This window comes from Reinekea sp., assembly GCF_982785585.1.
Genome location: NZ_CEYAVF010000041.1, coordinates 16,852 through 19,602 on the forward strand (window position 1 = coordinate 16,852; position 2,751 = coordinate 19,602).

A 2,751-nucleotide genomic window follows, 5' to 3' on the forward strand; every position below is an offset into this window, starting at 1 on the left:
TGAGGGCTGAGGGCTGAGGGCTGAGGGCTGTATCGTTACAAATACACCTGAACCCGCAAACCAGATTGCCAAAATGGTAGTGATACTATAGTGTGATACTAATATTGGTCTGCTTCGAGCGGGCACCAGTGTTCCCGCTTATTTCAAGCGAGATGCTGTCTAACCTTACCCTAGGGTAAATTGGAGCAATGAATGCTAAAAATCCCCCTATTAACCGCGTTGGCGTGCACTTTTGTGCTTAGCGCCTGCGAAACTCCTACAGATGACACGGCGGCGGCGGCGACAACCGACACGACAAGCACCGACACGACAACGACCGACGACGCTGCGCGATCACTTATTTCTGGCAGTGTGGCCTTGCCGTCACAGATGGCTTTAGTCTCTACCAGTGACGTAACCCGCAGTGCCACACGTGCTGGCACCAGCACCCGCGCCCTAATCTCGGACGCTGCTTTGGCCGCATTTGCAGACGATAGTGATTACAACACCGAGCGGCAAAATATTTTTGTTTATCTCGATGCGTCCGAACCAATTGATTTTATTGACAGCCTGCTGTGCTTTACCGGCCAGACTGAACCGCTCGCTATGAACGGTAAAGGCAATTACGTTGCCTGGTCAGATGCTGGCTGTTTTGAAGAACGATCTGGCGGCGGCCAGGAACAGGGTGCGGCAGAACCAGCGCCGTCCTATATTCCGGTAATTGTCCATTCCTCACAAGCCACCGATGACAGCCCATTGATCATCAACGGTTGGGTACCAAAGTTCCCCGAACAAGGGGGCGATTTTGCCGTTAAGATGTTAGGAGAGGTCACAGAGACACCAACTGAAGAGACTCCCTTTGGCATATTTAAGCTGGCCTTTGGCCTTCTGCCGACCATGGCGTCCCCAGAATCTGACAAATTCGGCATGGGTGAGGTTATTTCATCGCGCACCGAGGACAACAGTTCAAGCTTTACTCTGTACCAAGAACAGAGCGACGAAACTCAGGACGGATCGGGTAACTCTATCGCCGTGTCTTGCATCACCCAAGCATCGGTTAATTACAACCAAGAAACCGAGATCGGCCGCGCTCGGACCTCAAAACTCTGTGTCAACACAGCAAGTGATGAAGTAATACCAAGCATGAGTCGCGCCTTTGCCCTGGCGGCGAATGCCGACTATATACATATGCGCACCACCGACACCCTTGACGAACTCACGAATCCGACTGCGCAAACCGTAACGGTCAACCAGTGCTTAGATCGCAATAGCGTCGAAGACACAGCGTTTACCTATGGCCTCTATGACCTTGCTGACGGCAGCGAGGTTGTGCTCAATTCAGGCGTGCAACTGCACGTCGATGCGGATGGCAATGGCAGCGGCGATGATGCCAATGGTTATGAATCCTGGGGTCAGATGGGCTATGGCGGCAGCTGGCGCGAAGACGACCAACCGTGGACAAATGGTGAGAAAGTCCAAGAAGCTACCCGTGATGACTCAACGGGCAAAACCTATACTGTTAAAGTGGCACCTGGAAAGCTAATTAAAAACACCGTCGAAGAGATACCCTTAGAGACACTTGTTGGCGTAGAATTCCAAGCCCATTTGAACGAGAACAGCGGCCGATTTACCGGAGATACCGACTTTAACCAAGATTCGGATGAGGTCGACCAATACGAGGCTATATTGAAGCTCAATGCAGCCGAAGATGGCTTTGAGGTAACCGGCATCATCACCGACTGGGATGACGATGGCCCGGTGATCACTGACGTAGAAGGTACGCCTGTTGCGGTTACCTTAGCGACTAATGAGGTTGTATCTATGTGGTCCCGGCAGGTGGGTGGCCGTGTTACGTTCGCCCAAGGCGCAGTCAGTCTCAGCTCATTTGTTAGAACCTATGTCAACGGCAGCGAAACCGCATCGGGTGGTTTGTTTGCTGGTGGCTCTGACGTCACGCTCCACTGTGTCGAACAATGCCTAAAGGCCGGTGTCGCCGTTGGCGATATCGATACTGGGTCGAATTGGGGAGATGTATTTGAAAACGATGAACAGACTGCGGCAATTTATAGCTTTGCTCAGGCGGACCTGACCTTAGTCGACGCTGCCGACGATGCGATCGGTTTTGCGAGTACGGTGACCACATCAGATACAAACTCCAGCGACTACTGGAGCTGGGGTTTACAGACTGGTCCAATGGTAACCGGCTCGGCCATAACCGCGGATAACTTCTATGCTGGGCTGAATAACGGCAACATTACCACCTTCTATGTCTGGGAAACTGGCCTAAACCCTTGGCAGCAACAGACGGTACTCGTTGACGACGCCACCAGTGCCATTGTCACCTTTGACCGACCGCTTGGTATTAAATATACCCACAGCACCGCAAACGATCGCAATGACTCTGCGGCTAAAGACGGCGCGGTGTTCGTGCTCGAATACGGTGGCAAGGGCAATCTGTATGGCTTGCCTTGGGAACCTATTGGTAACAACTGGGCCCCAGTGATCAGTCTGGCAGATGGTGTGGTCGTCGCCGATCGTACAGGTGCGCAATATGTTTTCAAAGCCCTTGAGGTTGAGCAGAACATGACCGTAACTGATTTTTCAGCTGGCTTTTGTTCTGACTTACCCTTTGATGCGCCAAGCGAGCCAATTCCGACCGGCGTCGTGCAAGACGTGTTTGGGCTAGGCACCATGCCCGCTATTACGGATGAGGCACCATCGGTTATCGGTGGTGAGGTTCAGGGCGAATAAGGTTCCATAAGACTTTTCGCT

General features: G+C 52.5%; 1 protein-coding gene. It reads left to right on the top strand.

What is annotated here, in order from left to right; all coding sequences use genetic code 11:
* Positions 1–192 precede the first annotated feature (192 nt).
* Positions 193–2,730 carry a hypothetical protein gene (locus AC4FIC_RS13810; protein ID WP_476194489.1) on the top strand — a complete coding sequence of 846 codons (2,538 nt, stop codon included), beginning with the start codon at positions 193–195 and terminating at the stop codon, positions 2,728–2,730.
* The last annotated feature ends 21 nt before the right edge of the window (positions 2,731–2,751 follow it).

Coding starts and splice junctions, on each gene's coding strand:
- AC4FIC_RS13810 (WP_476194489.1), top strand. CDS start 193: ATGCTAAAAATCCCCCTATTAACCGCGTTGGCGTGCACTTTTGTGCTT.